This window comes from Streptomyces sp. NPDC047042, from assembly GCF_040644035.1.
Lineage (GTDB): Bacteria > Actinomycetota > Actinomycetes > Streptomycetales > Streptomycetaceae > Streptomyces.
The window spans coordinates 13,858-38,544 of sequence record NZ_JBEYVP010000054.1 but is presented as its reverse complement, the minus strand read 5'-3'; the positions used below and the strand labels follow the sequence as shown (position 1 = coordinate 38,544).

Here is a 24,687-nt window from a genome sequence, read left to right as displayed (position 1 = left end):
CGAGTCGGTAGGCGGCAGGACGAGGGAAGAGAAAAGGGGTGTCTCAGGCGGCCCGGCGTCGGCGCAGCTCGAACACGCCAGCCCAGCGAGGGTGGTCGTCGATCAGGCGGCGGGCGTACAGGGCGGTGAAGTTGTTGTTCAGCCCGGCGACGCCGTACGGGAGTTGGCGGCGCAGTTCTTCGAAGAGGTCCTTGAGGCTGACCCGTGTGGCGCCGGCGGCCAGGCGGCGGGCGGCCATACGTTCCAGAGCGCGGTAGACGTGCGGATTGTGTGCGTCGAAGGCGTGGAACTGTTCGGTGATGGTGCGACCGCTCGCGCGGTTCGTCCCGAGGATCGTGGCGGGCATGAGGTTCTCCACAGGCTGGAGAAAAGCGCGACAGGGTCAGGCGCACAGGGCGGGATCGGCGCGCAGGCGGGCGAACGCGTACAACAGGCCGAGGGCCTGCAGGCCGGCGCAGACGGTGATGACGTGGCCCAGCGCATCGGGCGGGGTGAGGGCGGTGAGCGCGCCGGCGACGGGGAAGGGCAGCAGGAGGACGAGGATCGTCGCCGACAGGGTGCTGCCGAACTTCTCCGGGGGGATCAGGCGGGAGCGCAGGGTGCGCAGGACCACCGTCATGCCGCCGTCGGCCGCCATGAGGACCGCGACCAGGACCAGGTAGGACCAGTAGTCGGGGGCCTGGGCGGCGGCGAGGCAGGCGAGCGAGGCAAGGGCGGCGCAGGCAGCGCCGACCGGCCACAGGCCCAGGCGGTCGAGCGCGAACCAGCAGATCGTGACGCTCAGGAGCGTCGCTCCGGCGGCGGCGGACCAGACCAGGCCGACGGCAGTGGTGGACTGCCCGAAGTGCTGTACGACGATCACCGGACCGGCCGCTTGGAGAAGTCCGGTGGCCAGGTTGGACAGGGTCAGCCCGGTCACCAGCCAGCCGAGTGCCGGAAGAGAGCAGATCGTGCGCCACCCGGTGAGGAGTCCGGCGCCGGACCGTCCCCTCTGCGCGCCGGCCGGGGCAACGGGTGAGGGGGGTGTGCGCAGGGCGAGCATCGCGGCGAGAAGCGAGAGCACCGTGATCACCGCGAGCATCGTCGGCGCCCCGGCGAGCAGGAGCACTCCGGCGAGGGCCGGGCCGGCCAGGGTCGCGGTCTGGTCGATGCCGAGCAGGGCAGCCTGGACGCGGTGGGCCCGCTTTCCTGCCTGTCGGCCGGCGGCAGCGCCCGCGGTCTCGGCCGCGATGTAGCTGAACTCGGTGAGCACGCCGGTCGTCGCCGCGAGCACCAACACCGTTGCGCTCGCCGCGGTGCCGGACGGGTAGAAGTGGAGCAAAGCTGCGCCGGCGGCGAGGACCAGCGCGCGTCCCAGGGAGGCGAGGTGGAAGACGACTGCCGCCCCGCGCCGGTCGACGATGGATCCGGCCCACCCGAACGCCGCCAGCCGCGGGATCCACTCCAGGGCGAACGCGGCGCCCGTCAGAGCGGCGGAGCGCGTGGTGGCCAGGACCAGCAGCGGGATGCCGTAGGTGCACATCGCGAACGCGAGGGCGTCCGCCGTGCGCGGCAGGTACATGCTGCGCATCAGCCCGGCGCTGTGGCGTGCATGCCGGGGTGTAACCGCTGGGCTCACGCGGCCGGCTCGGGCTCGGGCACCCAGGTGATCTGAGGGTTGCCGGCCAGCCACTGAATCAGGAGGGTGCGGGGACGGACAAGGTCCGCTTCGGCCTCGTCGCTGGGCAGCCGCGCGGCGGACGGCCGCGGGTGACCGTCGGCGCGTTCGGTCGTGAGCGTGGGCGCCAGGAGGTCGAGGACGTGGCGGACGCGACTGCTGAACTCGCAAACCGGTGCCGGGTAGGCGTGGTGTCGGGCCCAGCGCGCCGCCGTGTCGTACAGGTCGGTCAACTCCGAGCCCTGCTCGGTGAGTTCCAGGCCGGTGCCGGGTGCGGTCCGGACGAGACCGTGGGCGCGGGCCGTCTCAGTAGCGCGGCGTAGTTGGTGCGAGGAGAGGTCGGGGAGGGTACCGGCCAGCCGCCTGGGAGGTATCGCCCCGTTGTCGTCGATCTCGGTGACCAGGCGGATCAAGGATCGCGAAGCCAGCAGCTCGATCGCGTTGCGTACTTCGGCCGTGGTGAAGGGGGTGGTCATCGGCGCGGACCTCCCGCCGGGATGGCCGCCTGCGGGCGGGCAGGGGTGGCGTGCGAGAAGAGATCGCGGTTGTGCCACGTCGGAGAGGACTCACCCGTCCGGGTCTGCGGGAGGGTTGCGGGTGCCGGCCGGGGCTGGCTGCTGACCCACGGCCTCGGCGCGGGCTTGGCCTGCGGGTGCCCCCAGACCGGGTGTTGGGCCGCGTTGTTGAGGGGCTGTCCGGCGGACCAGGCGGACAGGGCGCCGAGAACGGGGCTCAGGCCGTCGCCCGCCGTGGATAGCCGGTAGGGCTGGCCGAGGCCCTCGGTGTCGACCAGGCCGTCGGCGACGAGCTGCCGCAGTGGCGGGTACACGTTGGTCCCGTCGCTGCTGGGCATCACGATCCGGGCCAGGGCCCGCCCGCTGACTTCCTCGCGGGACTTGAGGACCCACAGGATGGCGGCGGCGTGCCGCCGGGTGAGCAGGGTGAGGCTGTCCTCGATCTGCTCGATCGCGGGCAGCGGGCGGTCCGCCTTCTCCAGGTGCTCCTCGGCCCAGGTGACGATCATCGGCAGGACCGGCAGCAGGGCGACCCCGCGCTCGGTGTGGCCGTAGGTCACATGCCGTGCGGTGTGTTCGGTGCGCTCGACGAGTCCGGCGTCGCACAGCGATTTGAGCTTGGGGTGGAGCTGGCCGTTCTGCAGCCAGGACACCTTGGCCGCCAGCTCGCTGTAACGCAGCGGCGGGCCGGAGAGTGCCAGCAGGATCCTCACGTTCCAGCGCGGGGTGATCATGGCGAGGGCCTCGGTGACCCGGGCGATGTCGGCGTCGGTGTCGGGAGGCAGGGCGGTGATGGCCAAGGGAGGAACTCCTGGAGTGGGGATGGGAAAACGCCAGCGGATCAGCGGCTGTGCGCCGTGCTCTGGACCGGAAGAGGCGGAGCCGGAACGGGCGGCGAAGCTGTCGGCGGGGACGGCACTGGTGCTGGGACGCGGGCCAGGCTCTGCAAAACGGCGGCGACCGACTTGGCCTGGACGTCGCGGACTGCGACTGCCTCGGCGAGCCGGCGAGAGCCGTCGAGAAGGTGGGAGACCTCATGCCGGCTGATCTGCCGCTCGGGGTGGACGAGCCGGGCGAGGTAGTCGCGGTGGAAGTCGATGCTGCGCTCGGCGAGGGCGAGGTCGTCGTGCATGCCGAGTAGGGCGGAGAGCATGCCGGGCGGCTGGTCCTGGGCGTGGGCTTCGAGGTCGGCGAGCGGCGCGCCGTAGAGGTCCTCGATCCGTCCGGCTATGTCGGTGGACGTGAGGTGAGACAAGCGGGGGCTTTCACGGTCGGCGGGCCCGGGCCGCCGCGGCACGCTGAGGTGCCGGGGCGGCGGACGGGGGCAGGGCGGCGGTGACCCTGAGTTGTGCCGTGCGGACGGGACGGGCCCGCTGGTCGGGTGGAGGCATGGTGCGCAGCAGCTCGCCGAGGGCGGCGCGGTAGCCGTCGCGGGCATCCAGCGCCGCCTCCAGCCACTGCGCGTCGAAGCGGAGTTTGTCCGCTGACAGCTCGCCCATGTCGCGGTCCGGATCCATGTCCGCGTGCACGCGGTCGCGGACGCGGGCGACCTGCTCCTCGGTCAGAGCCAGGAAGGAGCGCAGTTCCAGGGCACGGGCGAGGGCAGGCGAGGCGTCGGGTCCGACAGCCGCCTCGTATAGTTTGGGAACCGGGTTCCCGAAGACCTTCTGCAGGTCGCCGTCCATGGTGCTTGCCTTGTCCCGGCTCACCGGACGGGCCTTCCCGCCCGCCACGCCGACGCGGGTGTGCCCGCGGGTCGGTGGGGAGCGCTGGTGTGTACCGCCGGCCCGGTTCGGGGGCGCAGACGGGCGAGGCGTTCGGCGGCGAGGTCCTTCTTGCCCGGAGCGTCCGGGTCGAGGAGCCACCGCACGACCAGGGCCCGGCCGTCGCGTGTGGTCACGGCCGCGTTCACGCGGTGGGCAAGGCCCATCGTCGGGTCGTCGACCTCGCTGGGCTGGGTTTCCAGCGCGGCGAGGAGGTCGTCCTCAGCGCGGTCGAGCACCAACTGGGCCTCGACGAGAAGGCCGTGCCACCTGACGACCTCGGTGGCGTCAGGATGCGCGGTCGGCGCGGCGGAGACCGCGGCCTTCAACTGGTCCATGTCCATGGCGAAGCGCGCTTCGATCCGTTCGGTGAGCACGCCCACGACATCCTCAGCGTCATCGGATATGCCGTCGGACAAAAGGGAAACTCCTGTTCTGGATGGGCCGATGCCTGGGGGAATATGAGGGGCGGCCGTGCCCGGTCACTCGACTGCTTTAGGGCACCTGCTGAATGTCTGTCAGTCCAGGCACATGCGGGTGTCGCGGTACACGTATGTGCCGGAGACCCAGCCCTTGACGCTGGTCGTCTTGTCCGTGATGTAGAGCCAGTTGCCGCTCTTCTTGTGCACGGTGAACTTGTGGCTCTTGTAGAGCACTCCGAGCGCGGTGGACTTCGTGGTGGCCTTGGACCGGATGGTCACAGCCGACGCGTGGACCTTGTACGGCAGCGGCGGGAGGTCCGGGCAGGGCGTCACGATGCTCGTGGCCGTCGAGGCAGCGGCGGCGGGGGCCGCGCTCGCGGGCGTAGTGGACAGCATCGGCAGAGCGAGTGTTCCGAGCATCGCCGCGGATATGGCAATTCGGGTGGAGCGCATGCGGAAGAAACCTCCGTGAAGGCATAGGGATTGCGTGGAATGGCGCCGCGGGAGTTGTCCCGGCGGCTGTATAAGAGTCCGGAGAATCGCCGGTTTGGCTAACCGGCGATCGTCGGCTATGTTGCGCTGCCCGCGTCGGCCTTGGTGCTCAGCGAGAACGGCCGGGCGGGCGCGGAGCAGGGGCCTTTGCCACACCGGCAGGGCTGCTGGCTGCGGCTGCGGGGCGGACCGGCGGGAGGGGACCGGCCTCGCCGGTGAGCCGGTTGTCGCACCACTGCAGGGCCTCGCCCACTGTGTCGAAGCCGCCTTCGCGCAGGGTGTGCGTCCACGCGTGGGTGTCGACTTCCTCGACCACGACGCGGAACGGGCTGGGGGCGCGTTCGTCCAGGGCGCGCAGTGCCACGACGGTGACGGTGTCGTCCGGGTCGTCGCGGGTGTAGGAGTAGCCCATGGCGTAGTGGTCGCCGTCGCCCGCGAGGCGTCGCTCCAGCGCACGAGTGGCCTCGTCCGCCGGCGGTGGCCCCAGCTCGGGGTCGAGGCCGATGGCGTTCTGCGGGCAGCCGCGGTGGATGAGCCAGGACTGCGCCATCGCGGGCAGCGGCATGGCGGCCTGCTCGAAGGTGAACGTCCGCTTCTCTCGGTCCCGTTGCAGGTGCACGGCGAGGAGCTGCGCCATACCAGGGTGTCCCCAGGTGGCGGTGCGGTCGAAGAGGACGTAGTAGCTGTGCGCCCCGTTGGGTGTGTGGTGTGCGGCGAGGGGGACGAGCATGTCCTCGTGGACGGAGACCTGGCGGTAGAAGTCGAGGTACATCTTCTCGTCGGCGTCGAAGTCGTCCAGCTCGAAGTCGACGTGGGGGATGGGTTTCCGGGCGGGCGCCGGTTCGGTAGGGGGCAACAAGGGCCTTTCGGTGGAGTTCAGCGCCGCTGCACGGGGGTGGACGGCGCTGTGCCGGGGCGGGCCGGGGGCGTGGGTGCCTGGGTCGTGGGGGTCCGACGGGCGGCGAACAGCGCGGCGCGTCCGGCGTCGGTGAGTGCGACCGGCTGGCCGGCGTGCAGGGGGCGGTCGGTATCCCGGACGACCAGGCCGGCGTCCTCCAGTCGCTGCAGCTTGGCGTGTGGGATGCGGGTACCGGAGGCGGCGGTGACGGATATCCGTCCGGTCAGCAGGTGTTCGTAGAGCTTGGCGCCGCCTGCGATGGCGAGCAGCGCGGCCTGGTCGTCCGTCGCGAGTGGCTTCGCGCCGGGCGCCGGGGCCGCTGCGGCGGCCTCGATGGGCTCCAGGGCTGCGAGTACCTTCCCGGCGGCGGCGTTCCGTGCGCCGGCGGCCTCCTCCAGCTGGTCCACGGTGCGGTTGATGCGTGTGAACAAGGCGTCGTTGACGTCGAACTCGCCGTTGGAAAGGCGGTGGAGGAGGCGGAGGTAGAAGGTGACGCCGGTCTGGGTCTTGGCCAGCTCGCGGTGCCGGTCGACCAGGTGGGCATGTGACTCGTCGAGGATGCCGCGGTCGCGGTAGGCCCACAGGGTGTCGATGTCGTGGCCGGTGACGGCTTCGATGCGGTGGTCGAGCGGGGAGACCGCACGCCGGGCTGGTGTCGGCGCGGGTGCAGGGGACATAGGCGACGCTCCGTACGTTCAGCGGGTGTGATGGTGCGCGGGGTTCTGTGCGGGACGGGGCAGACCCGGCAGTGCGGTGGGCGGCGGACCGGGCCGGGGCACGGGGCCGCGGGTGGTCAGCTGCGGGGAGCGCGAACGTGCCGCGTGGGTGCGGGCGCTCAGCGGCCGGCGGGTCATCCCCAGGCGGCGGCCGACCTCGTCGTAGACGTCGTTGCCCGCCCGCGGCCGGATGGCGACGACGTGGATCTCCTTTGGGTGCGCGGACTCCGCGGGCGCCGGGCGGACGCCGTAGACGACGCGCCAGTCCTTGCGCGAGTCCACGAACAGCTTGCGGTAGCCCACCAGGTCACCGTCGAGGCGTAGCCCGAAGCGCTGCGCGTTCACGACTTCCTGCAGGTAGGCGAGGGTGAGGTCGCGGATATCGCTGGGAGCTTGGAGGAGATCGGTCAGCGCGCGGGGGTCGAAGCTCAGTCCGAAGGCGGGCTGTCCCACTCCCGCGGTCATGACGTCGGCTCTGCGGGCCCGCCGGCTTCCGCCGTGGCCGCCGTCTCCGTGCGCGCGGACGGCGGCGGGCCGGGCAGAAGACGGTGCGCGGGCCGGTCGGGAGAGGTCATACAGGCCGACAGCGGCCCGCCCGGTGCGCGGATCGCCGCAAGGGCGTGGGTGAGGAAGTCCCGGTGCCACACGAACAGGCCGCTCAATCCGGCTTCGGGGTCCTTGTGCTGCTGGTAGGCGAGCCATAGGGCGTGGAGCCAGGCCACGACGTCGTCGTGCTCCTGCCACTGCAGGCACCAGGGCGCTGCGGTGGTGACCTCCGCCCCGTAGACCGGGAGGAAGAAGTCGTCGATCCAGTCCGACAAGGCGTCGAGTTCGTCTTCGCGTTCCTCCCCGTCGAGTTCCAGGATCGGGCGGGGCTCGGGCGGAGCGGCGGCAGGCGGCCCGCCGAGCCCCGGCATGCCGAACGCGGCGAACGGCGATCCGCTCGGCGCTGGGGCGGACGCGAGGTGGTCGAGTTGCTGCGCCTGTTGCGCCGACTGCTCCATGAGCCGTCGGACGCTCGCCTCGATTCCTTCCAACTGTGGATCGGGAATGCGTACCGGCTCCAACTCCCCATCGGCAGGGGGTTTTATGGGTTCGGGCATGAAGAAGTTGGGCCTCCTACGAGACGCGGAATGTGAGGAAGACGGAAGCGGCGATGCCCGGACCCGGACGGCGAGTTACAAGTCCGCTTCGTCGGATTGCCGGCTGGGGCGCCGGTCGCCTTGACGGGAAGCGCGCTCGCGGCTCAGGCGGTGAGGATCACGTCGTCTTGCGTGAGGGTCTCGCGGAGCGTTTCGGTGAGCCGGTCGGCCGCGATCGACGCGTAGTGCTCGGTCTTCTCCACGCCGATGAAGTCCCTGCCTTCCAGCAGAGCGGCCACCCCCGTGGAGCCGGAGCCGGCGCAGAAGTCGAGCACCGTGCCGCCCTCGGGGCTGATCTTGACCAGCTCGCGCATCACCTCGACGGGCTTCTGCGTGATGTGCTGACGCTTCGCCCCCGAGGGCTGCGAGGCCGAGTACAGGCCGGGCAGATAGACGGGGTTCCGGGAGCCGTCGATCGCCCCCTTGCTGGCCCAGACGATGAATTCGCAGTTCTGGGTGAACCGGCCCTTCTGGGGCCGTGCCTGCGGCTTGTGCCAGGCCAGTACCCCGCGCCACAGCCATCCGGCCGCCTGGATCGCGTCCGTCGTGATCGGGAGTTGGCGCCAGTCGGTGAACAGCAGCGCGGTACCGCCGCTGCGGGTGAGGCGGTGGGCTTCGGTCATGATCTGCGTCAGCCAGAACCCGTAGCTGCGCTGGTCCATGTTCTCGCCGGTGAAGTCCGGCAGGGTGTGCTGGGCGTCGGCGGAGGTGTACTTCTGCTTCGCGGAGCGGGTGGTGCGCTCCTTCGCGGTCCTACCGCCCGAGTTGTACGGCGGATCGGTAATGACGGAGTGGACGCAGCCGTCCGGAAGGCCGGCGAGAACACTGAGGGCGTCGCCCTGGTGCAGGGAAAAAGGCAAAGAGGAACCCCTATTCGGGTGCGGAGTCGCGGAGAGAACTCACCGCCTCGCACAGAAATCCTCGCGGGCCGGGAGTGGGCATGCAGAAGCCCAAGGCCACAGACCGAGGAAGGCGAGGGGGGAGTCCAAAAACTGTAGAGGCGAAAACGCCGACGACCAAGAAGTGCATTGCTGAGGTGCCGGATTCCGGTACCTCACGCCAGCTTTTTGGTCAACCGCCGATCTGGGCCTACTGTTTTTGAACCGCCCGGCGCACACCGCCGCTGGCTATTCCCCGCCCCACCTCACGGAGGTACCCCCTTGCCCCGGCACACCTAGCTCACGGCCCGGCCACGCGGAGCGAGCGGCAACTCGCCCACACCGGCCCGTTCCGATCGCCCACCCCGGCCGCCGCGCCCTTCCAATCACGCCTCGCGCACGCGGCACGGCCGGACACTGCACCCCGAAGGACACGCTCATGACGTCTCGCCACCCACCCACGCCCGAAAGCGCTGACCGGCGAGCGATCCGCTCCGGTTGAAGGCGCTCGCCGCCGGCATCGGCGTCGTCTTCCTCTCCCCAATCCTGATCGCCGGCACCGGCATGATGCTGGCTTCCTCCGCCGACGCCGTGCAGAGCAGCGGCTCCTTCAGCAACTGCCTGACCGACATCGACACCGACGAGGTCGCCGAGCAGGTCACCAAGATTCTCGACGGCGCGTCCGGCAAGAACGTCCATGTCGAGGGCCTGGACCTGCCCGCCGAACAAGTCCCCAACGCGGCGACGATCGTGGCCGCCGGGCTCTCGCTCGACGTCCCCAAGAAGGGACAGATCATCGCGCTCGCCACCGCGATGCAGGAGAGCCGGCTGCGCAACCTCAACTACGGGGACCGGGACTCGCTCGGCCTGTTCCAGCAGCGTCCCTCCCAGGGCTGGGGCAGTGCCCAGCAGATCCGCGATCCGGTCTACGCCTCCGAGCAGTTCTACAAGCACTTGCTCAAGGTGAGCGGCTGGCAGCAGATGACCGTCGCCCAGGCCGCCCAAGCCGTGCAGAGATCCGCCTACCCCGACGCGTATGCGCAGTGGGAGAACCTGGCCACCGCGCTGCAGGATGCCATCGCCAAAACCTTCCCGGGCGGCGGCACCGACGCGGACAGCAAGGACGCGGACCAGGGCGAGCAATCGTCGACCGGCACGAGCGGCTGTGCTCCGGGCCAGGACGGTTCCGGCTTCGGCCGTATCCCCGAGGGAAGCGTCCCGAAGGGCTACGCGATCCCCAAGGACGCCGATCCGAAGGCGCGCACGGCCATCGAGTGGGCGATGCACCAGCTCGGCACGCTCTACCAGTGGGGCGGCTCCTGCACCAACGCGCACGGCCCCGACCCCATGGGCCGCTGCGACTGCTCCAGCCTGATGCAGCAGGCGTACGCGCACGCCGGCGTCACCCTCACCCGCACCACGTACACGCAGGTCAACGAAGGCAAAGCGGTCTCGCCCGCCCAACTTGAGCCTGGTGACCTGATCTTCAGCCGCGGCACGGCCGCACGGCCCGAGCACGTCGGCATGTACATGGGCGAGGGCCTCGTGATCGAGGCGCCGCGCACCACCAAGCCAGTCCGGATCACCCCGATCAAGGACTGGACGATTCTCGCCGCCCGCCGCGTCCTCTGATATCGGCCGGGGCTGTAGGTTCCGATCCATTTTGTCAGTGTCCAGGCGATCTGTCATCGAACTGTCAGCCACAGGGACGAACGCACAGGTCGGCCGTCCGAGAGATCTGTCAGCCGAGCCCGAACGAGCCGTGTCAGCTGAGGAATTCGACAGATCGGCTGGACGAATCCGCTGACAAACCGCCCGGACAGCGGCACGAAGCCGCAGGTCAGTCCAACACCGGACGACAGATCAAATTCGGAACCTACAGGGGCGCGACCGCCCAGGCGCACCATCCCTGACCGAGATTCCCCCGACAGTACGGAGCATCCTTGATAACCCGCCACCGCGCCCTCGCGGCAGCCTCTCTGGGCCTGACCATCGCAGCCGGCGGCCTGGCCACCGCCACCACGGCACAGGCGTACGACACCGGCACCACCACCATCAGCTGCAGTGCGGTCAAGATCCGCAAGGCCCCGTCGAAGACGTCCACGGTCGTGGGCATCGGCTACCGGCACGACCGCGTCCTCTACGACCAGTGGGCGTACAAGAAGTCCGAGCGCACCTGGTACACCCGCGGCACCGTCACCCGGAAGTCCGACGGCAAGAAGATCCGCGGCTACATGATCTACAACTGCGCGAACCCCTACAAGACCAACCCCGCTCCGAAGCCGTCGATCCCAAAGTAGGGGTCTCCCACGGCCGGTTCGGCCCCTGAGCCGGCGCGCCTTCGCTGGGGGCACCAGCTCGGTCCGCAGCCTCGGCGCGGCACCTGCTGCGTCCTCGTGCGAGCGATGTCGTCTCTTCGCGGACGCCGCCCGGGCCAGCCGGTTCCTGCACGGTGTCTGCCCTCCCTTTCTACGAGGCGCTGCCTCGTTCCTCCCTTTCCTTCTGTGATTCCCGCGCGCCGGGTTTCGGCGTGCCCAAGGAGCCTCCTTGCCCCTACTCGAAACCGTGCAGTACCTGGCCTACGATCCCGGCATCACGCCGTCGGGCGGTGGCCTGCCCGGCCTGAGCGTGCTGAAGAACGTCGTCAACTCGATCAACCTGTTCGGCATCATCGCCGTCGTCGGCGCCCTCGCTGTGTCGCTCGGCGTGTGGGCCTGGGGCCACCACACGGGCGGTCACCAGGCCGAGGCCAACGGGAAGAAGGGCGCGGTCGTGGCCGCGGGCGCCGCCCTGGGCCTGGGCGCCGCGAACGGCATCGTCGCGTTCTTCTCGACCCTCGGGTCGCAGGTGCACTGATGGAGAAACGATTCCCCTCCCTGTCTTCGTATGGCAGTGGCTGGTCGGCCAACCGGCGCATCGCGATCGTCGCCTTTGCCGTCGCAGTCCTGCTCGCCATCGCCGGGGTCGTCGCCCTGCTGACTGGCGGAGGCAACGGCCCTCAGGCCCCGGACACCGCCGCGCCCGCCCCGAGTGGCAGCCCGTCTTCCTCCGAGGCCGCCCCGAAGCCTTCCTCCGGATCCGGGTCGGTGTCCCAGCCTCCGCAGATCGCCGAGCCGGTCGCCTACGCCAAGGCGGCGGCCCAGATGCTGTGGTCCTACGACACCCGCGACACCAGCCGCGACCAGCAACTCGCCGGCATGCGCGCCTGGATGACCACGGAGACCAAGTACGCCGACTGGGCCTCTGTCTCCGGCCAGGTGCCCGATCCGGTGCTGTGGTCGCGGATGGCCGACCAGGACCAGCACGCCACCGCCGGCGTCACTGAGGGCCACTACCCCTCCGCGTTCAAGCAGGCGCTGGCCGACGACCCGTCCGCGATCACCGAGGCGTACATCTACGTCGTCACCGTCAACGGCAAGCAGACGCTCAGTTGGAAGAAGGGCGGCGGCGGGGCCGAGGAACGGGCCGTGACCCTCGCCGTCCAGTGCCGCCCGAATCACGACTGCACCCTGGCCGCCATCGCACCGAGCGTCACGCAGTGACCCGCGCCTGAGACAAGAATGGAGGAGTAACTCCTCGTGGGTTTCTGTGATTTCCCCCTGGCAGACAAGCTGTGCGCCGTCGGCGACGCAGTCGATTTCGCTTCGGACCCCGGCAAGGCCATCGGTGACTGGATGGCGAAGTCCGCCGGTGAACTGGCCGCCGCCGCAGCCGATCTGGCGGCCGAGGCCGTCAACACCACCACGAAGGTCGACCTCAACGCGTCGTGGTTCGTCGACAACTACGAGATGCTGCTGCCGCTGGGCCTGGTCCTGCTGGTCGCCACCTTCTGCGCACAGCTGGTCCGGGCCGCCATCCGACGCGACGGACAAGCCCTGGCACAGGCGTTCACCGGCACCATGAGCGGCGTCCTGTTCGCCTTCTGCGCCATCGCCTTCACCACGGTCGCCGTCGAAGTGGTCGATGCCGTCAGCGACGGCCTGTTCAAGACCGCGCACCTGAACATCGAGTCGGCCGTGCGACGCATCGTGAAGGTCAACCAGATCGCGGGTCTGTCCGGGATGGGCTGGCTCGTTGCGGTTGTCGCCGGCCTTGGTGCCGCCGTCGGTGCCTTCCTCTACTGGTGCGTGATGATGGTCCGCAAGGTTGGCATCCTCGTCATGGTCACGCTGGCTGTCTTCGCGTCCGCCGGCGGCGGGTGGGAGGTCGCGCGGCGCTGGCGCAAGGGCTGGATCGAGGCCACCGCCACCCTCGTCGTCTCCAAGCTCTTGATGACCGTGATCTTCGTCCTCGGTATCGCCGCCATGGGCAAGACCGAGGCCAAGGACGGCATTGCCGCTCTGGCCGACGTCATGTCCGGCATCGTGATCATGATCCTGGTGCTGCTGTGCCCGTACGCCGTCTTCAAGTTCGTGCACTGGGCGGCCGACGGGACCGACGGCGAGTCCATCCACCGTGCCGGCGGCGCCGGAGCGCAGATCGCCAAGGCGCATGCCGAGAAGGCCGCCCGTAAGGCCTCCGCGGCTGCGGCCACTGCCGGAACCGGTGGCGCTGCAGCCGGAGCAGGCGCCGCACCGCAGGGGCCCGACGCCGCTGGCGGGGGAGGTTTCCCCGGCGACGTCGCCGCCAACCCGACCGGCGGCGGAGGGGGCAAGGAAGGTTCGCAGGACGGCGGAACGGGCATCTCGCCCGGTGGCGACGCGGTCAAGTCCGGTCTGGAGAAAGCCGTCCAGCCCGCGCCGACGAGCGTGTCCGACGACACCAGCGGCCAAGTGGGCGGCAGCCCAGGGCCGGGCGGGTCCGGAGCGAACGCCGCCTCCGGCCAGGGTGGCGGATGGCAGTCCGCGCCGCCGACCACCACCGCGCCGCCGCAGGGCGCACCCCCGTCCTCCAGCTCACAGAACGCCACGTCCAGCGGGTCGGCCTCACCTCCGCCGCCGACCGGCCTCTGATCCCCTCCCCGTCCACCGGGGGCGGGACGTGCGCTGCACCTCCCGCCCCCGGGTTCCCCCGCGTCTCCAGGACCCGCCCCTTGACTGATCTCTCCGTCGCCCCGGTCACGGTGAAGTTCCCTCACCGGTCCCGCCGCGGCATCCTCCTCGGCCTCTCCCTGCCCCAACTCATCCTCGTCTCCTGCACGCTGGCGCTACTGCTGATGACGGTGGTCTCCACCGGACTGCTCGGCGCCGTCGCCCTGGCCCCGCTGTGGGCGGCCTCCGGTGCGCTCGTCACAATCCGCCGGCACGGCCGCTCCCTGATCGACTGGGCGCCAATCGTCGCCCGCTACGCACACCGCCGCCGCACCGGCCAGACCCTCAGGCTCGCCCGGCCCGTCACCCGGCCCCGGCAGGACGGCATCCTCCATCTGCCCGGCACCACCGCCTCCCTCAAGGTGGTCACCCCCGGCGACTCCGCCAACGGCGCCGCAGCCGTGCACGACTCGCACCAGCAGACTCTGACCGCCATCGCCCGCGTCAGCAGCCGCGCCTTCGCCCTCCTCGACCCCGCGACGCAGAACCACAACGTGAGCAGCTGGGGCCGCGCGCTGGCGGGCATCGCCCGCACCGGGCACATCGCCACCGTCCAGGTGCTGGAACGCACCGTTCCCGACAGCGGCGACACCCTCACCCGCCACTGGACCCACAACGGACAGCCCCAGACCCCGGTGGCCGGACAGATCTACTCCGAGCTGGTCGCCTCGGCCGGCCCCGCCGCCGCCCCGCACGAGACCTACCTCGCCATCTCCCTCGACCTCAAGGCCGCCCGGCGCCTGATCAGCCAGGCTGGCGGAGGGCTGCCCGGGGCGTTCACCGTCATGGAGCAGACCACCGCGTCCATCGCCCAGGCCGCCCGTAATGCCGGGCTCCAGGTCACCGGGTGGCTGACTGCGCGGGAGATCGCCGCCGTTATCCGCACCGCCTACGACCCGAAAGCGCTCGCCGCCCTCCAGCAGTGGTCCGAGACCGGCCGCGCCGAGGCCGATCCCGCAGCCGCCGGGCCCGTAGTCCAGTTCGAGGAGTACGACCGTCTCGCCACCGACAGCGCACGGCACGCGACGTACTGGGTGGAGAACTGGCCGAGGACGGAGATGGGGGCCGGGTTCCTGCACGGGATCATGTTCACGGCCGGCGTGCGGCGCAGCCTCTCCCTTATATACGTGCCGCAGGGACTCGAGTCCGCCCTGCGAGACGTCCAGCGGAAGAAGGCGGCGATCATCGCCGACGCCAACGAGAGGGCCCGCCGGGGGCAGGTCGACAGCGAGGAAGACTCCGTCGAGTATGCCGACGTCAAGCAGCGTGAGCGCCAGCTCATCGCCGGACATGCCGACGTGGCCCTGACCGGCCTGGTCACCGTCACCGCCGAGACCGACGCCCTCCTGGACGCCGCCTGCGCACAGATCGAGACCCACGCCGTCACCTCCGGCGTCGATCTGCGACGGCTCAACTACCAGCAGCCGGACGCCTTTGCCCTCACCGCGCTCCCGCTCGCCCGGACCGCCCTGTGAGCCGGGCCCGTCCCCGCCGGTCAGCAACGTGGCGCCCGCTGCTCTTCGACCATCCGTCACCGCCCCTGCCTTCCGGCAGGAAGGACCACCACCCTTGACCGCTCCCACACCTCCGGACGACGCGCACCCCTACCTCCGCGCCGCGAGCGCCGGAGTACGCCACCACACCCGGACCCTGGCACCGTCGGACGCGAACCCGCCCCGGCCAGCGGACCGCGTGCACCTCGACGTGCTGCACGCCCACCTCACCGCCCTGCACCAGCTCGTGGACCGGCTCGCCGAAAACACCCGGCCTGCGCACCCCGCCGCCGGCCGCCACCTCGCCACCGCGCACACCCGCCTCTGGCAGGCCACCAGCGAGGTCCACTCTGCCTTCCACCTGCTGCCCAACAGCGCAGCAGCAGAAGCCGAGTCGAGCGCATGCCATCCAGAACGGCTGCCCGAGGGACCGCCCGTGCTCACGATCTGCCAGCGCCACCTCGCCGCCGGACACAGCATCCGCCGCAAGACCACCCCCACCGACCTCCGCCCGCACACCACAGCCTGCGTGCGATGAGCACCACCCGCAGAAACGAGGGCCCTCTATGAACCATCGGCCCGCCCGCCGCGCCCGCCGCGCCTCCGCCAGCCCGCTCTTCACCCCCCACGGCACCGACCGCGCCAGCCGCAAGGCCGCCCGTCGCCAACTCGCCGAGGCCACCGCCAAGGCCCGCGCGGAAGCCAGTGCCCACCAGAGTGAGAGCGCGTCCGCCGAGCACGAGATGCCAGCCGCGCTCTACCCACCGAGCGGACGTCCCGGTCCCGCCTCCGCGCGGGGGAACCGGCTGAAGCTGCCCGCCCACCGCATGACGACGGCCGTGGCCGCCGGCGCGTATCCGTTCCTGGCCGAGGGCGGACTCGGCGCCGAGGGCATCTACATCGGGCGCGACGTCCACGCGGAAGCGTCCTTCGTCTTCGATCCGTTCGCGCTGTACGGCAAGGTCGAGGGATTCACCAACCCCAACCTCCTGCTCGCCGGGGTCATCGGCCAGGGCAAGAGCGCGCTCGCCAAGTCCTTCGCGCTGCGTTCGGTGGCCTTCGGATACCGCGTCTACGTGCCGTGTGACCCGAAGGGCGAATGGACGCCGGTGGCCGAGACCCTCGGTGGCCGGTCCGTCGCCCTCGGCCCCGGACTGCCCGGACGGCTGAACCCCCTGGACGCGGCCCCGCGACCCGAGAGCGTCTCCGAGGCCGACTGGGCCGGCGAGATCCGCAAACGGCGCCTGCTCCTGCTCGGCTCCCTGGCCCGGACGGTCCTGGGCCGGGACCTGATGCCCATGGAGCACACCGCCCTAGACGTCGCCCTGGACGCCGTCGTCACCCGCGCCGCCGACACGCACCGCACCCCGCTGCTCGGCGACGTCGCCACCACCCTCAACAACCCCAGTGCGCTCGACGAGGCCGCCGGGATGATGTCGGGCCAACTCGGCGACGCCGCCCGCGACCTGGCCCACGCCATGCGCCGCCTCGTCCACGGTGACCTGGCCGGCATGTTCGACGCCCCCTCCACCGTCGCGTTCGACCCGAACGCGCCGATGCTCACCATCGACCTCTCCCGGCTCGGCGGATCCGGCGACGACACCGCCCTCGTCCTGGCGATGACCTGCGCGAGTGCCTGGATGGAATCCGCCCTCTCCGACCCGTCCGGCGGCCGGCGCTGGATCGTGTACGACGAGGCGTGGCGGCTGATGCGGCACGTCGGCCTGCTGCAGCGCATGCAGGCCCAGTGGAAGCTCAGCCGCGGCCTCGGCATCGCCAACCTCATGGTGATCCACCGGCTGTCCGACCTGCTCACCGCCGGCGACGCCGGATCACAGGGCCGGGCCTTGGCCGAGGGCCTCCTCGCCGACTGCTCCACCCGCATCATCTACCGCCAGGAGACCGACCAACTCCATGCCGCGGCCTCGCTTCTCGGCCTGACCTCCGTCGAGATGGATGCCATCGCCCACCTCAACCGAGGGCGTGGCCTGTGGAAAGTCGCCGGACGATCTTTCATCGTGCAGCACCTCCTGCACGCGTACGAGCTGGCACTCTTCGACACTGACGCTCGAATGCATACAAAGGCTGCAAAAGACTCATGAAGCCTGATATCCAGTGTGAACTGATCCCGCGCGCCACCACCCTTCACCTCATCGACGCGCTCAACGCCGTGAGGGGCAAACTCTCCGGCGCGCTCGAGCAGTGGGAGCTGCTGGACGACACAGGTCGTGTCCCGGCCTCGCCGTCCTACACCGCGCTTCTCCAGCACGTCACCGGCGCACAGACGCTCGCCCGTGATGTCGTCCAGCTGACCGCGGACTTCGCCCGGACCACCTCCCGTACGAACCGTGCCGGCAGCGCCGTCCTCGCCCATCTGGCGTCGGCGGTCACCCTGTCGAGCCAGGCCGTACCGCACTTCGCCGAGACCGCGCAGACCGCGCTCTCACCGCCCCGGCCGCACAGCGAGAACGACAGCTACGTCCGGGACAACCGCATGGTCGTCGAACACGCGACGGCGCGTGCCTGTCTGCGGCGCGCGGCACAGGCACTCGGTCACGCAGTCCAGGAACTCACCGACCACCTCGACTTCCACCGCTTCTTCCCCACGCCCTCCCCCCACCAGAGCCCGGCGCCGCCGCCCAAACCGGGCGGTCGCCACCGCTGACCCGGCACCGCCCCCACCCCCCTTCAAGGAGTCCTCTGAACCGCCCCGCCCACTTCAGCGACGCCGACTGGGCCGACTACCAGCAGTGCCAGGCCGAGCACGACGACCTCATGGCACAAGTCGCCGACCGCGAAGCCCAGATGGAGCACGGCCTGATCGCCGCCTACGACGAGTACGAACTCGATCTCAGTCCGGTGCCGAAGCCGGAAGCCGACCCCGCTCGCCGGATGTCTCCGCCCCGCCACGCGCCGGCCTCCCGCAGGAGGAACCGTGGCCGCTGACCAGGAGAACACTCCGGACGCCCGCCGCGCGGCTGCGCTCGCACCAATTCCCGACCACCGCAACGTGGACACGCCGTGGTGGCAGGAGCTGTGGCGCCGCCACGCGCACATCACCACGCCACTGCGAGAGCGCGGGCTGGAGTGCGACATCGAGTTCGGCCTCAGCGCCTACATCGTGCGCGTACCGCTCCCCGACGGCACTCACCTGATCATCGGTCCGCCGCAGGAGCCCCCCTCCAACCGCCCGCCCGGAAGCCCGGAGGGCTGGATCGCGACCCGCGAGCACCCCGACGACCCGTCGCTGTTCGAGCTCATCTACGACTCGGCGCCCTCCGACGACCCCGGTGCACCCCAGCGGCCCGAAGCCCGGCACGGCGGCAGCGCCCAGCCCCTGATCGAGTCGATCGACCATCGCCTCGCCCAGCTCGGACTGCTGCCAACTCCCTCCTCGCCCACCGCCCGTACGCCCGTGTCCGCCGCCGAGACGGCGCTCCGCACCCCCGAGCCCGCGGACGTCTCCGGCAACGCGGACCGCGCCTTCGTCTACGGCGACGTACTCCTCGCTCTCACCGACCGGCTCAACGCCACCGAGTCACCTACGGACGCCGCCGCCCTGCTGCACCAGGTCCTGGACCCCACCAGCGGCCTGCTGGAACGGCTCGGCGAGTTCTTCGAAGCAGCCGCGGAAAAGGCCAAGGAATCCGAGCAGGACGACGGATTCGACCTCCACTACGACCTTCAGGACGCCGCAGCCACCCTGCGCAGTCTCGGCGAGGACCTGCACACCGCTGTCGACCGCATGCGTGCCCTGGCCCCCGCGCGCCGGACCACCCGGACCGCTCTCCCGCCGGGCCCGAGCCCGGGGCCACCGACGGCGACCACCCCCATGCCCGGCCGCACACGGTGAACCAGGCACACCCGACGCTCACCGCCCCCTCGCCCGGCTCGCAGACCAGGAACGTGCCGCCTTCCCGAAATGGCGAGGTCCACCAGCCGCAGGCCCCACTTCGCGGAATTCCGCCCGGCCGGCAGGTGGTCCGGACGGCGGTCGGCGTCGCCTGCGGGGAGGTACATGGTGCGCTATCTCGGCACTCCCTCGGGGCCTGAGATACGGGCTGCGATGAGCGCCGGACGCATCGGCTGTATGACCACCCCGGCGCAAGGCAGTCGGATCCCCGAGGGTGCGCTGTATGCCTGTGACAACTCGAAGTTCGGCAGCGACGGCAAGGGCCGGTACTGGCCCGGAGCCCAAGCATGGTTCGCCTGGCTGCACCGGACCGTTGAACGGTACGGGCCGGATCGCTGCCTGTGGGCGCTCGCCCCGGACCAGCCGTTCGACGCCGCCGGCACCCTCACCGAGTCCCTGCCGTGGCTGGCCCGCATCCGCGAACTCGGCGTGCCCGCGGCCTACGCGGCCCAGGACGGCTGCGATACACCCGGGCTGCTGCCCTGGGACGACTTCGACGTCCTGTTCCTGGCCGGATCGACCGAGTGGAAACTCGGCCCCGTCGCCGAACGGCTGGCCCGCGAGGCGAAGGCCCGCGGCAAAGGCGTGCACATGGGCCGCGTCAACTCCCGGATCAGGCTGGGGATAGCCGAGTGGTTCGGCTGCGACAGTGCCGACGGCACCTACCTCGCGTTCGGGCCCGACAAGAACCTGCCCAAACTCCTGACCTGGCTCGACGAACTCGATGGCCGCCCCTCCCTCATCGGCGGCACACAACCCTTCGCCGCCCCCGACGCTCCGTCGACGGCTCCGCCTCCGCGAGCAGACCTCCGACGACGTGTACCGCCAGGTCACGAGGCTGCCATGAGATCGAAGAAATACCCGCCCACGGCGACAAGCGATGTAGCCCCCGCCCTCCCGACACCACGAGGTCCACGTGCCAGAACCCGCTGAACAGTCGACGCCGCACCGGTCGCAGCAGCAGCACCTCGAACTGCGCAGTACCTCCGAGCCCCTCGAACTGCTCGACCACACCGGCCACGTCCCGGACGATGGCGGGTCACCGGCCGGAGCCTCATCGTCCGACATCAACTCCACTCGCACGAGCCTGGCGTTGTTCGACACTGACGGACCTGCAGACAAGCCCATGCCCGCCATTAGCCTCGGCGATCACGACCAGATCGGTGTCATCGCCCTCACCAGCAACGACGCCCCCGCTGCAGCCCACACCCTCCTTACCGACCACGGCTTCTGGCGCCCACGCGGCGTCTTCGGCTCCATCCTGATCCACGACAGGTACGACCACGACGTCCCGGCCCGGCTCACGCGGTTCCTCGCCGATGCCGACCGACAAGGCATCGGCGTGGAATACCACCTGCCCCGCATCTTCGCGGACGCCGGTTCTCCCGCTGCGGGCAAGCGCGTCGAAGACCTGTGGCGCGACAACCAGCAACGGGAGTACCGCCGTTCACAGCGTGAGGCCGTCCGCATCGCCACCTCCGGCAGCGATCTGGCGTCCCTCGCCCATGGCCTGTGTCACCGTCTGCCCGGCGAATGGGTTTCCTGCATCACCGACTTCGCCGATCCGGACAGCCAGCTCGACTTCTTCGACGACCTGTGGGACAACGCGTCTTTGGCCAGCGCCTGGATGCAATTCCGCGTTCCCCGCGCCGCGATCCTCACCGGCCCCAACCGCCTTGAGCTCGTCGTGATCGACCGCCCGCTGCACCGCGGGCAGGTCCTCGTCGGCGCGCTGTCCCTGCACGGCATCACCCACGACTACTTCGGCGACGACAACGCCCCGCACGCGATCGCAGTCCCCGCCGAGGCAGTCCGCGCCGCGCACACGGTCTCCCGGCGGCTCCTGCCCCGCTACCGCCAGGCCGCCCGGTGCCTCAGGAACCCATGACCGCGTCCCGCACCGATCTGTCCGCCTCCGAGGGCCCACCGACCCGCCCGCCCACAGCAGCGCCCGGCATACAGCCGACGGCGGGCACGCCGTCCTCAGCACGGCGGTAGACGCCCCCACCCCTCCTGGAGTTCCCGCTGTCCGATCCTGACCAGCGGATGCTGCTGCACGACGTGGCCGACCGGCTCAACGCCGTGGCCGACCACCTCCCGCTCCCCGACCAGATCCAACCGGACCCGGCCCTGAGCGAGATCCTGGACGACGAAGTCCGCCACCTGGCCAGCCTGCTGACCTACCTCGTCGGCGAGAGCGCCTTCCGCCACCGGGCCGCCGCCCGCTACCCGACCCGCGTCACGGCCACCCACCGCCGCACCACCCTCGCGCTCGCCCAAGCGGCCGAGCCCACCAGTGCCGCGCTCGCCGCCCTCGGCTCGGCCGTGCACCACCTCGGCCTCCTCGCCGACCTCACCCACCAAGCACCTGGTCCCGCCCGCACCCGGGCAATCGCCTCCACGTACCCGGGTCTCGTGGACCGGCTCGGTGAGAGCCGCACCTGCCTCGCCCGCGCCGCGAAGCAACTACGTGCCGCCGCCGATACCCGGGCGACACCGGCCGTGACCGCGCCGTCCCCGCCGACGGCATCGGCCACCGCATCCCGTACCCGCTAACCCGCTACTTTCCCGGAGCTCCCTCGTTCCCCTGCACACCTCCGCCCGCCGCACCGCCCTCCTGCTCACCGCCGTATCCGTCGCGCTGACCGCGTCCGCCTGCGCCACCTCCGGCAGCCCGGACGCCGACACCACAACCACGGCCAGGACCACGGCCACCCGCAGCGCCTCCCCCACCCCGACCGCCGAGCCGGCGCTGACGAAGAAGGAGGCCCTCGCCCAGATCGCCCACTACTCCAAGATCAACAACGAGGCCAACACCGACCGCGACCGGCGCCTGCTCGACGCGGTCGAGGACGGCCCGCTGTACGCGATGTCCATCTCGGACTACACCGAGACCGAAGGGCTTCCCGCAGCGGACCGCAAGCCGTACAAGCCGTGGTCCTACGACTCGGCAAACGCCGAGCTGTACATCCCGCGCCTGGAAGCGGGGCAGGATCGCTGGTTCGCCGCCGCGCTCTCGGATCAGAAGGGCAAGGCGCCCTCGCGTCTGGCAGTGTTCGCCGAACGCCCCCAGCACAAGCGCTGGGAGATGGTCTTTGTCGTCGACCTGGACAGCCAGAAGCTGCCGGACATCGCCCTTGACCGGGACGGGTACGCGACGGCCGTTCCCGCCGCCGGCAACAAACGGCTGGCAGCGGACGCCGACCTGTTGCGCGCAGCCGTGCTCGACAACTTCGCCACCGGAGGCACGGACACCGGGACGAAGGTCTTCGCACCGACCAAGGCGAGCAAGCGGCAGATCCAGGTTCACGACAAGACCGGCACCCGCTACGGGAACCAGGGCACCACCGTCTTCGCCGGCGCCGCCAACCGCTACACGGACGCCTACGCCCTCAGGACCACCGACGGCGGCGCGTTGATCCTCTTCTCCCACACGCACACCCAGACCGACGCCGTCGCGCACTCCGGCCTGCAGATCAACCCCGGCAAGGACGACCGGGCCTGGCTCCACGACGTGCCCCGCACCTCCATCACGTACACGTTCGTGTGCAACGACGCCGCCATCGTCCCCGCGAAGGCCGAGACGTCCCGACTGATCGGTTATACCTGCGCCCGCACCGACGCCTCCGGCCCCCCGGTCGCCTCCTGACCGGACCGCGTGAAAGCGCACCACCCCTGACGGGCCGCGCGCCCCTGATGGCCGCCCGCCGTCCCTGCTTCCTTGCTCGATCCGGAGAACTCCCTGTCCACACGTTCCTTCATCGCCCGCCCCACCACCGGTACGGGATACAGCGGCATCCACGTCCAGCTCGACGGCGTACCCAGCCACCACCTGCCGCTGCTCCTGGCCGCCTATCAGTACAAGTTCGGACGCGACGTGGAAGCCATGTCCCGTCACCTCATCGACGACGTCGCCGTCGGCTGGGACGAGCTGGGCACCGATCTCCTCGACGGCGCCCCGCCCTCGCTCGTGGCCGCGCTGACCGGCGGCGAGCAGTGGCCCAGCCGCAACCTCGACCACCTGATCACCCCGGACGGCTCCCCGCCGCGGCGCATGTCGGTCACCGACGACACCGCCGACGAGCAGGACATGCAGTGGGGGTACATCCTGCACAAGGAGGGCATCGAGGTGATCAGCCTCCTCCACGAGGACATCGGCCCGGTCGTGGACTGGGCCATCGACCCGCGCACCGCCTTCAACGACCACCCGGCGGCCTGGTCCTCCCTCGACCCCCCACCGGTTATCCGGGCATCGCGCAGCACGCCGTCCCCGGGCGCTCCCGCTGCATCCCCGGCGAAGGCCCACGCCCCGCGTCCCGCCACGCGCCGCTAGTTCACTCTCGTCTTCCCGGAGCCTCCCCTGCCCTCGCACACCCAGCCCCTGATCACCGTCGTCATCGCCAGCCGCCTGCGCGAAGACCGGCTCGACTACCTGACCGCCATGCACGCCAGCCTCACCCGGCAGTCCGTGCCGTGGGAGGCCGTGATCGCGCTCGACGGCGCCTCGCCGGACCGCCTGCCCGACCCGCTCGCGCAGGACTCCCGCGTCCGCACGCTTGCTCTGCCGCGCCCGGTCGGCGCGGCCTGCGCCCGGAACCTGGCCCTCGCCCATGTCCGCACCCGGTACACCAACTGGGCAGATGACGATGACGAGTTCACCGACGACGCCATGGCCGTACGGCTGAACATCCTGGAATCGACGGAGGTCGGCTGGTGCGCGGGATGGAGCGAGGACCGGCACCCCGACGGCTCGACCACCCTGTGGCGATGCCCCGCCCCGCCCGGCCGGCACGAGGCCGGCGACGTGTGGACGTACTGGAAGTCACCGGCGGACACCATCCCCATCGGGCCGACCACGATCCTCGCCCGCACCGACCTGGTGCGCGCCGCTCCGATGGGCGGGCTCGTCCAGGGCGAGGACTACTGCGCCGCCCTCGGCGTCACCAGCCTCGCCCCCGGGATCCTGCTTCCCCTGCCGGTCTACCGGTACCGCAAACACCCTGGCCAGATGACCCGCCAGGACGCCTATGACGTCCTGGAGCCGGAGGCTCGCCAGCATGCGTGGAACTACGGACGCAGCCTGCGAGCCGCCCTCCGCGCCCGGGAGACAAGCGCTGCGGCCGGGGTGGTCTGATGTCTTCCTCCGTCACTGCGGCCACATTCGACTATCTGGCCAGGCGTCTGGAGGAACTGGCCGCCTCATTCCCCACCGGCCCCGACGCCGTCGACCTGATCACGCTCACCGACGACATCGGCGTGCTGGCCCACCATCTGCAGCACACCATCGAACACGCGCAGGAACGGTTCACCACACCGCAGACGGTCTACCTGCCCGAACGCGTCGCCCTGGTCCAGCTCGCCCGGGCCGCCGCCGGTATCACGCGAGTTCTGGACACACTCGCCGAAGCCCTGACCTACGCCACGACCGGCTTCCAGCGCGAGGCCGTGGAGGATCTCGCCCACTCGCATCTGCGCAACGACCCCGAAGTCCTGCGGATCATGACGGCCGAGAAGTACGTCGCGGCCCGCGCACGCCTGCGCCACACCGTCGCCGCCCTGCGCGCGACCTCCACCCCGGCACCGTCTGGGCCGTCCACACCGCGCACGACCGGCCCACTAACCCAGCCAGCTGCCGCCGCCCAGTCACGGCAGCCGAACCGCCACTGAACGACACCAGCAAACCCCGGGACGCCCCCGAACCCTCTTGCCGAGATCCGGCTCGCCTACAGCCGCGCCGCCGCCCTGGCCGCCATCGCCCAAGCAGTAGC

At 70.8% G+C, this 24,687-nt stretch carries 31 protein-coding genes; 18 read left to right on the top strand and 13 right to left on the bottom strand.

Annotation, left to right across the window (positions count from 1 at the left end; translation table 11 throughout):
• Positions 1-43: 43 nt before the first annotated feature.
• From ABZ855_RS42530 to ABZ855_RS42470, 13 genes are all read right to left on the bottom strand, one after another.
• Positions 44-346: a hypothetical protein gene (locus ABZ855_RS42530; protein WP_360817398.1), complete on the bottom strand. Its 303-nt coding sequence runs from the start codon at positions 344-346 to the stop codon at positions 44-46.
• Positions 347-382: 36 nt separating this feature from the next.
• Positions 383-1,618, bottom strand: coding sequence for an MFS transporter (locus tag ABZ855_RS42525; RefSeq protein ID WP_360817395.1), 1,236 nt, complete (start codon positions 1,616-1,618; stop codon positions 383-385).
• The gene (locus tag ABZ855_RS42520) at positions 1,615-2,133 is read right to left on the bottom strand and encodes a regulator (RefSeq protein WP_360817392.1); all 519 of its coding nucleotides are present in this window, start codon (positions 2,131-2,133) and stop codon (positions 1,615-1,617) included. Before ABZ855_RS42520 ends, ABZ855_RS42525 begins: the two co-directional genes overlap by 4 nt.
• A complete protein-coding gene (locus ABZ855_RS42515) occupies positions 2,130-2,972 on the bottom strand; it encodes a winged helix-turn-helix transcriptional regulator (RefSeq protein ID WP_360817389.1) in 843 nt (280 codons plus the stop codon). Before ABZ855_RS42515 ends, ABZ855_RS42520 begins: the two co-directional genes overlap by 4 nt.
• A 41-nt stretch (positions 2,973-3,013) precedes the next feature.
• The gene (locus ABZ855_RS42510) at positions 3,014-3,427 is read right to left on the bottom strand and encodes a hypothetical protein (RefSeq protein ID WP_360817386.1); all 414 of its coding nucleotides are present in this window, start codon (positions 3,425-3,427) and stop codon (positions 3,014-3,016) included.
• A gap of 10 nt (positions 3,428-3,437) precedes the next feature.
• Complete coding sequence (locus ABZ855_RS42505; protein WP_360817383.1) at positions 3,438-3,881, bottom strand: hypothetical protein; 444 nt, start codon at positions 3,879-3,881, stop codon at positions 3,438-3,440.
• Positions 3,878-4,354 carry a hypothetical protein gene (locus tag ABZ855_RS42500; RefSeq protein ID WP_360817380.1) on the bottom strand — a complete coding sequence of 159 codons (477 nt, stop codon included), beginning with the start codon at positions 4,352-4,354 and terminating at the stop codon, positions 3,878-3,880. The genes ABZ855_RS42505 and ABZ855_RS42500 overlap by 4 nt, the downstream gene beginning before the upstream one ends.
• Before the next feature lie 99 nt (positions 4,355-4,453).
• Positions 4,454-4,777, bottom strand: a complete 324-nt coding sequence (locus ABZ855_RS42495; protein ID WP_360817480.1) for an SH3 domain-containing protein — start codon at positions 4,775-4,777, stop codon at positions 4,454-4,456.
• Positions 4,778-4,958: 181 nt separating this feature from the next.
• Positions 4,959-5,708 carry a hypothetical protein gene (locus tag ABZ855_RS42490; RefSeq protein WP_360817377.1) on the bottom strand — a complete coding sequence of 250 codons (750 nt, stop codon included), beginning with the start codon at positions 5,706-5,708 and terminating at the stop codon, positions 4,959-4,961.
• 17 nt (positions 5,709-5,725) lie between these two features.
• A complete protein-coding gene (locus tag ABZ855_RS42485) occupies positions 5,726-6,424 on the bottom strand; it encodes a hypothetical protein (protein ID WP_360817374.1) in 699 nt (232 codons plus the stop codon).
• An 18-nt stretch (positions 6,425-6,442) separates the two neighbouring features.
• Positions 6,443-6,928 (bottom strand): hypothetical protein, encoded by a 486-nt coding sequence (locus ABZ855_RS42480; protein WP_360817371.1) that lies wholly within the window; start codon positions 6,926-6,928, stop codon positions 6,443-6,445.
• Positions 6,925-7,467, bottom strand: a complete 543-nt coding sequence (locus ABZ855_RS42475) for a DUF4913 domain-containing protein (protein ID WP_360817477.1) — start codon at positions 7,465-7,467, stop codon at positions 6,925-6,927. The genes ABZ855_RS42480 and ABZ855_RS42475 overlap by 4 nt, the downstream gene beginning before the upstream one ends.
• Before the next feature lie 242 nt (positions 7,468-7,709).
• Positions 7,710-8,465: a site-specific DNA-methyltransferase gene (locus tag ABZ855_RS42470; RefSeq protein WP_360817368.1), complete on the bottom strand. Its 756-nt coding sequence runs from the start codon at positions 8,463-8,465 to the stop codon at positions 7,710-7,712.
• 516 nt (positions 8,466-8,981) lie between these two features.
• Here ABZ855_RS42470 and ABZ855_RS42465 point away from each other — a divergent pair.
• The 18 genes from ABZ855_RS42465 to ABZ855_RS42380 all read left to right on the top strand — a co-directional run bounded on the left by ABZ855_RS42465 (position 8,982) and on the right by ABZ855_RS42380 (position 24,586).
• Positions 8,982-10,115: a C40 family peptidase gene (locus ABZ855_RS42465; protein WP_360817366.1), complete on the top strand. Its 1,134-nt coding sequence runs from the start codon at positions 8,982-8,984 to the stop codon at positions 10,113-10,115.
• 311 nt (positions 10,116-10,426) lie between these two features.
• Positions 10,427-10,783: a hypothetical protein gene (locus ABZ855_RS42460; protein WP_360817363.1), complete on the top strand. Its 357-nt coding sequence runs from the start codon at positions 10,427-10,429 to the stop codon at positions 10,781-10,783.
• A 247-nt stretch (positions 10,784-11,030) separates the two neighbouring features.
• The gene (locus ABZ855_RS42455) at positions 11,031-11,339 is read left to right on the top strand and encodes a DUF6112 family protein (RefSeq protein ID WP_061334899.1); all 309 of its coding nucleotides are present in this window, start codon (positions 11,031-11,033) and stop codon (positions 11,337-11,339) included.
• Positions 11,339-12,025, top strand: a complete 687-nt coding sequence (locus tag ABZ855_RS42450) for a hypothetical protein (protein ID WP_360817360.1) — start codon at positions 11,339-11,341, stop codon at positions 12,023-12,025. The genes ABZ855_RS42455 and ABZ855_RS42450 overlap by 1 nt, the downstream gene beginning before the upstream one ends.
• Before the next feature lie 36 nt (positions 12,026-12,061).
• Complete coding sequence (locus ABZ855_RS42445) at positions 12,062-13,435, top strand: ATP-binding protein (protein ID WP_360817358.1); 1,374 nt, start codon at positions 12,062-12,064, stop codon at positions 13,433-13,435.
• Between the two features lie 80 nt (positions 13,436-13,515).
• Positions 13,516-14,988: an SCO6880 family protein gene (locus tag ABZ855_RS42440; protein WP_360817355.1), complete on the top strand. Its 1,473-nt coding sequence runs from the start codon at positions 13,516-13,518 to the stop codon at positions 14,986-14,988.
• A gap of 94 nt (positions 14,989-15,082) precedes the next feature.
• Positions 15,083-15,544 carry a DUF6238 family protein gene (locus ABZ855_RS42435; protein ID WP_360817352.1) on the top strand — a complete coding sequence of 154 codons (462 nt, stop codon included), beginning with the start codon at positions 15,083-15,085 and terminating at the stop codon, positions 15,542-15,544.
• Between the two features lie 28 nt (positions 15,545-15,572).
• Positions 15,573-17,108, top strand: a complete 1,536-nt coding sequence (locus tag ABZ855_RS42430; protein ID WP_360817350.1) for an ATP-binding protein — start codon at positions 15,573-15,575, stop codon at positions 17,106-17,108.
• Positions 17,105-17,671 carry a hypothetical protein gene (locus ABZ855_RS42425; protein WP_360817347.1) on the top strand — a complete coding sequence of 189 codons (567 nt, stop codon included), beginning with the start codon at positions 17,105-17,107 and terminating at the stop codon, positions 17,669-17,671. Before ABZ855_RS42430 ends, ABZ855_RS42425 begins: the two co-directional genes overlap by 4 nt.
• 110 nt (positions 17,672-17,781) lie before the next feature.
• A complete protein-coding gene (locus tag ABZ855_RS42420) occupies positions 17,782-17,952 on the top strand; it encodes a hypothetical protein (RefSeq protein ID WP_360817344.1) in 171 nt (56 codons plus the stop codon).
• Positions 17,942-18,859, top strand: a complete 918-nt coding sequence (locus tag ABZ855_RS42415) for a hypothetical protein (protein ID WP_360817342.1) — start codon at positions 17,942-17,944, stop codon at positions 18,857-18,859. Before ABZ855_RS42420 ends, ABZ855_RS42415 begins: the two co-directional genes overlap by 11 nt.
• A gap of 213 nt (positions 18,860-19,072) precedes the next feature.
• Positions 19,073-19,852, top strand: a complete 780-nt coding sequence (locus ABZ855_RS42410) for a hypothetical protein (RefSeq protein WP_360817339.1) — start codon at positions 19,073-19,075, stop codon at positions 19,850-19,852.
• Positions 19,836-20,807, top strand: coding sequence for a hypothetical protein (locus ABZ855_RS42405; protein ID WP_360817336.1), 972 nt, complete (start codon positions 19,836-19,838; stop codon positions 20,805-20,807). The genes ABZ855_RS42410 and ABZ855_RS42405 overlap by 17 nt, the downstream gene beginning before the upstream one ends.
• 158 nt (positions 20,808-20,965) lie before the next feature.
• Positions 20,966-21,475, top strand: coding sequence for a hypothetical protein (locus ABZ855_RS42400; protein ID WP_360817334.1), 510 nt, complete (start codon positions 20,966-20,968; stop codon positions 21,473-21,475).
• A 313-nt stretch (positions 21,476-21,788) separates the two neighbouring features.
• Positions 21,789-22,568, top strand: coding sequence for a hypothetical protein (locus ABZ855_RS42395; protein WP_360817331.1), 780 nt, complete (start codon positions 21,789-21,791; stop codon positions 22,566-22,568).
• A gap of 111 nt (positions 22,569-22,679) precedes the next feature.
• Complete coding sequence (locus ABZ855_RS42390; protein WP_360817474.1) at positions 22,680-23,252, top strand: hypothetical protein; 573 nt, start codon at positions 22,680-22,682, stop codon at positions 23,250-23,252.
• A 48-nt stretch (positions 23,253-23,300) separates the two neighbouring features.
• Positions 23,301-24,053, top strand: coding sequence for a glycosyltransferase (locus ABZ855_RS42385; protein ID WP_360817471.1), 753 nt, complete (start codon positions 23,301-23,303; stop codon positions 24,051-24,053).
• Positions 24,053-24,586 (top strand): hypothetical protein, encoded by a 534-nt coding sequence (locus ABZ855_RS42380; protein ID WP_360817328.1) that lies wholly within the window; start codon positions 24,053-24,055, stop codon positions 24,584-24,586. The genes ABZ855_RS42385 and ABZ855_RS42380 overlap by 1 nt, the downstream gene beginning before the upstream one ends.
• Positions 24,587-24,687 lie beyond the last annotated feature (101 nt).

Bases quoted from the DNA above. Each gene is read 5' to 3' on its own strand.
- ABZ855_RS42430 (WP_360817350.1), top strand. From the start codon at position 15,573: ATGAACCATCGGCCCGCCCGCCGCGCCCGCCGCGCCTCCGCCAGCCCG.
- ABZ855_RS42380 (WP_360817328.1), top strand. From the start codon at position 24,053: ATGTCTTCCTCCGTCACTGCGGCCACATTCGACTATCTGGCCAGGCGT.
- ABZ855_RS42395 (WP_360817331.1), top strand. From the start codon at position 21,789: ATGTCCATCTCGGACTACACCGAGACCGAAGGGCTTCCCGCAGCGGAC.
- ABZ855_RS42480 (WP_360817371.1), bottom strand. From the start codon at position 6,928: ATGACCGCGGGAGTGGGACAGCCCGCCTTCGGACTGAGCTTCGACCCC.
- ABZ855_RS42495 (WP_360817480.1), bottom strand. From the start codon at position 4,777: ATGCTCGGAACACTCGCTCTGCCGATGCTGTCCACTACGCCCGCGAGC.
- ABZ855_RS42520 (WP_360817392.1), bottom strand. From the start codon at position 2,133: ATGACCACCCCCTTCACCACGGCCGAAGTACGCAACGCGATCGAGCTG.
- ABZ855_RS42410 (WP_360817339.1), top strand. From the start codon at position 19,073: ATGAGCGCCGGACGCATCGGCTGTATGACCACCCCGGCGCAAGGCAGT.
- ABZ855_RS42485 (WP_360817374.1), bottom strand. From the start codon at position 6,424: ATGTCCCCTGCACCCGCGCCGACACCAGCCCGGCGTGCGGTCTCCCCG.
- ABZ855_RS42450 (WP_360817360.1), top strand. From the start codon at position 11,339: ATGGAGAAACGATTCCCCTCCCTGTCTTCGTATGGCAGTGGCTGGTCG.
- ABZ855_RS42420 (WP_360817344.1), top strand. From the start codon at position 17,782: ATGGCACAAGTCGCCGACCGCGAAGCCCAGATGGAGCACGGCCTGATC.
- ABZ855_RS42530 (WP_360817398.1), bottom strand. From the start codon at position 346: ATGCCCGCCACGATCCTCGGGACGAACCGCGCGAGCGGTCGCACCATC.
- ABZ855_RS42400 (WP_360817334.1), top strand. From the start codon at position 20,966: ATGCTGCTGCACGACGTGGCCGACCGGCTCAACGCCGTGGCCGACCAC.
- ABZ855_RS42425 (WP_360817347.1), top strand. From the start codon at position 17,105: ATGAAGCCTGATATCCAGTGTGAACTGATCCCGCGCGCCACCACCCTT.
- ABZ855_RS42475 (WP_360817477.1), bottom strand. From the start codon at position 7,467: ATGGAGCAGTCGGCGCAACAGGCGCAGCAACTCGACCACCTCGCGTCC.